General features: G+C 62.7%; 2 protein-coding genes and 1 pseudogene. All 3 read left to right on the plus strand.

What is annotated here, in order from left to right:
* Positions 1–45: 45 nt before the first annotated feature.
* Positions 46–804 (plus strand): annotated as a pseudogene (locus EOA85_RS39405) (recombinase family protein); the annotation flags it as partial.
* Between the two features lie 183 nt (positions 805–987).
* Entirely contained in the window at positions 988–3222 is a 2235-nt protein-coding gene (locus tag EOA85_RS28940; RefSeq protein ID WP_245486108.1) for an LPS-assembly protein LptD, read from the plus strand.
* Between the two features lie 232 nt (positions 3223–3454).
* Positions 3455–4347: peptidylprolyl isomerase (locus EOA85_RS28945; protein ID WP_164759946.1), on the plus strand; the 893-nt coding region annotated here is incomplete at its 3' end.

The following is a 4347-nucleotide window of genomic DNA, read 5'->3' on the forward strand; positions in this document are numbered from 1 at the left end:
CTCTCCGGTCGGGCGCACGAACTGGGCTGGCCGGCCGAGCGCGTCGTGGTCATCGACGAGGATCTCGGCCTGTCCGGTTCCGGCAGTGTTATGCGCAGCGGGTTCGCCCGGCTGACCAGCGAGGTGGCGCTGGCCCGGGTCGGCATCGTGCTCGGCCTCGATGTCTCGCGGCTGGCGCGCAACAACGCCGACTGGCACCGGCTGATCGAGCTGGCCGGGCTGACCGATACGCTGATTGGCGATGCCGACGGCCTCTACCACCCGGCCCTGTTCAACGACAGGCTTTTGTTGGGTTTGAAAGGTGCCATGTCCGAAGCCGAACTGCATGTTCTACGCGCCCGTCTCAATGGCGGCATCAAGAACAAGGCGGCACGCGGCGAATTGCGCCGCGGCCTGCCGGTCGGCTTCGTCTGGGGCGAGGATGACGGCGAGATCCTTCTCCATCCCGACGAGGCGGTCGTAAATGTCATCCGCACCATCTTCGCCCGTTTCGCCGAACTGGGCTCGGCGCGCCGCGTCTGGCTGTGGCTGCGCGCGCACGGCATGAAGTTCCCACTGTCGCTTGGTGGGCATCATGAGCTGCGCTGGAGCGAGGCCAGCTACCACGCCGTTCATGCCGTGCTTGCCAATCCGGTCTATGCGGGCGCCTATGTCTATGGCAAGAATCGCCGAGAGACGGTGCTCGACGAAACCGGCGCGCGGTGCAAGCGGATACGCAAGCTGCCGATGGACGAGTGGCAAGTGCTGATCAAGGATCACCACCAGGGCTATATCGACTGGCCGACCTTCGAGGCCAACCAGCAACGCATGGCCGCTAACACCCACCCGCGTCCCCATGCCGAGGCCGGCGGAGGCGCTGGCGGCGCGGTGCGTGAAGGCGGCGCCCTGCTTCAGGGCATTGCCCGCTGCGGTCATTGCGGGCGGCGCCTGCGCACTCATTACCGTGGCCGCACCGCGACACCGGGCTATCATTGCGCCGGTAAGGTCATCGCCGAGGGACGCGGCGTCTATTGCCTCAATGTCGGCGGCGTGCAGATCGACTATGGCGGCAACCGCCTCGTCGCCCAGCGGGTCGAATACAATCGCAACACCAAGCGGCTCGTCGCCAGCGGCAATGTCGAGGTCGTCAACAGCGACGGCACCAAGATCTATTCGCAGCACGTCGACATCACCGACGATTTCGCCGACGGCTTCGTCAACGCGCTGCGTGTCGAAACCGTCGACAAGGCCTATTTCGCCGCCGAAAGCGCGGAACGCATGGGCGGCGTGCTGACGACGTTCCACAACGGCGTCTACACGGCCTGTGAGCCGTGCGAGGACAAACCCGACAAAGCGCCGACCTGGCGCATCAAGGCCAGAAAAATCATCTGGAACGGCGAGAAGAAGACGGTTCGCTTCGAGAATTCGAATTTCGAGTTCTTCGGCTTTCCGCTCGCCTATCTACCGGCTTTCGAGATTGCCGACCCGACCGTCAAGCGCAAGAGCGGCTTCCTGATCCCTGGCATCTCCTACAAGAGCGATCTCGGCGTCGGCGTCAAAGTCCCCTATTATTTCGCTCTCTCACCAACCTACGATCTCACCGTCACCGGGAGCGGCTACACCAAGCAGGGCTTTCTCGGCGAAGCCGAGTGGCGTCAGCGCTTCAACAACGGCCAGTACAGCCTGAAGATCGCCGGCATCCGGCAAGTAGATCCCGACGAGTTCATTGACAGCGACGGGCACAATGTCGATTCGGGAGCGGCCGGCGACCCGAACAAATTCCGCGGCATGATGGGCACCAAGGGCCAGTTCGCCATCAATCCGCGCTGGGACTTCGGCTGGGATGTCCTGCTGCAGACCGACAAGAACTTCTCGCGCACCTACGCCATCGAAGACTTCAACGACAGCGTGCATCGCTCCTCGATCTACCTGACCGGCCTCAACGGCCGCAACTATTTCGATGTGCGCGCCATGCGCTTCGAGGTCCAGGAAGAGACGCTCTCTGACGATCCGACCGCGCGCGCCGGCAAGCAGCCCTGGGTGCTGCCCTCGCTCGACTACGCCTACATCCCAGACATGGCGGTGGGCGGCGGGCAGTTATCGTTCAATGTCAACGCGCAGGCCATCAGCCGCGACAGGCTGGACAGGGTCCTTGCCGATCCGAACAACGCTGCGTCCGTGACCAGTGTACGCGGCATCGAGGGCCAGTCGGGCCGTCTCACCGCCGAAGCGGAATGGAAACGCACCTTCACCACCGATGGCGGGCTGCTGCTGACGCCGCTGCTGGCGCTGCGCGGCGACGCCGGCTATGTCAATGCCTCTTCGGGATCGCTCAATGCCATCAATCAGATGGCGTCTAATCTCGGCGTCGACGACGATATGCGATCGTCGCTCGCCCGCTTCATGGCGACCGCCGGGCTGGAAATGCGTTGGCCGGTGCTGTTCTCGTCGACCAGTTCCAGCCACATCTTCGAGCCGATGGCGCAGGTGTTCGTGCGTCCGAACGAGCAATATGTCGGCGGCCTCGCTGTTCCCAACGAGGACGCGCAGAGCTTCGTCTTTGACGCCACAACATTGTTCGAGCGCGACAAGTTCTCCGGTTACGACCGCTTGGAAGGCGGCACGCGCGCCAATGTCGGGCTGCGCTATTCCGGCGCCTATGACAATGGCTGGAGCACCAACGCGCTGTTCGGCCAATCCTACCAGCTTGACGGCCAGAACTCCTTCGCCGCGCCGGACCTGGTCAACGTCGGCGCCGATTCGGGCCTTGAGACCGCGACCTCCGATTATGTCGGTCTCGTCGGCTTCAACAGCCCCAGCGGGCTTTCCGGCTCGATCAGCGGCCGTTTCGACGAGCAGAGCTTCGAGGTTCGCCGCGCCGAGGTCAAGGCAGCCTATTCCGGCCTGCCGATTTCGTTCAGCGCCAAATACGCCTTCATCCAGGCGCAGCCGCTCTATGGCTTCACGACCGATCGTCACGAGGTCACGCTTGGCGCCTCGACGCAACTTGCAGAGAACTGGCGTGTCTTCGGTACTGGCACCTACGATCTGGAGCAAAGTGTCCTGGTCAAGGACGGGGTCGGCTTTGCCTATAGCGATTCGTGTTTCACCTACTTGATGACATTCTCGGAATCCCGCGACCTGAGCACCAAGGAAGTGTCGCAGAACATCGGTTTCAACCTGTCGTTCCGCACGCTCGGCGATTTCGGCTCGACACAAAGCTCCTTCAACGCTGTCCAGTAGCAGGCGACCGGCCAACAACAGACGGAACGGCGGCCGGCGAACGCATCGGCCCGAAAATCGGAATTGATTTTCGGAAAGCACGATGCGTAGATTCAAAGTGTTAGAGGGTATCTTGTGTGTCCAAGTGAACCCGCATCGCGTCTAACGACATCGTTTCGCCGCATAGGGCAGGCACGGATTCCAGCTCCCTCAAAATGGGATAGAATTGGGCCGGAACCGAGATAAAATTGGGATGCTTTCGATGAGGAAATACCTCTTTTCGGCAGGGTTCGCGCTGCTGGTGGCGGCAACCTCGGCCTCGATCACAGTGATTACGCCGCCGGCCTTCGCCAGCCAGATCAAATACGTCGTAAACAACGTACCGATCACGACCGGCGACATCCAGCATCGGGCTGCCTTCCTGCGCCTGCAGCGCAAGAAAGGCGACGCTGCCGAGGAAATGATCGAGCAGACGCTGCGCGTCGCCGAAGCCAGGCGTCTCGGCATCCGCATCAGCGACGCCCAGGTCGACGCTGCCTATCAGCGCTTTGCCACGACCAACAAGATGCAGCTCAAACAACTCGATGGCGTCATGGCGCAGTCCGGCGTCGGCAAGGAACATTTCAAGGAGTTCATCCGCTCCCAGATGGCCTGGAACCAGGCGCTGACCGCGCGCCATCGCTCCAAGAGCGGCGGCGCGTTGAGCGAGCAGGACGTGGTCAGGCGCATGCTCGACAATGGCGGCACCAAGCCGACCGCCATGGAGTATATGCTGCAACAGGTCATTTTCGTCGTGCCGGCGGCCGAGCGCAGCGCTACACTGTCCAAGCGCAAGCGCGAAGCCGATGCCATGCGCGCCCGCTTCAACAGCTGCAACACCTCGCGCGAATTTGCCAAGGGCCTGATCGACGTCACCGTTCGCGATCTCGGCCGGATACTGGCGCCGCAATTGCCGCCGGACTGGGCCGACCAGATCAAGGCCACCAAGGTCGGCGGCGCCACCCCCACGCGCGAGACAGACCGCGGCGTCGAGTTCATCGGCATCTGCTCGTCGCGCGAAGTGTCCGACGACAAGGCCGCCCAGATGGTGTTCCAGAGCGAAGGCTCGAGCGGCAAGGACGCCGACGAGCTCTCCAACAAGTATGT

This window comes from Mesorhizobium sp. M5C.F.Ca.IN.020.29.1.1 (assembly GCF_003997375.1).
Taxonomy (GTDB): domain Bacteria; phylum Pseudomonadota; class Alphaproteobacteria; order Rhizobiales; family Rhizobiaceae; genus Mesorhizobium; species Mesorhizobium wenxiniae.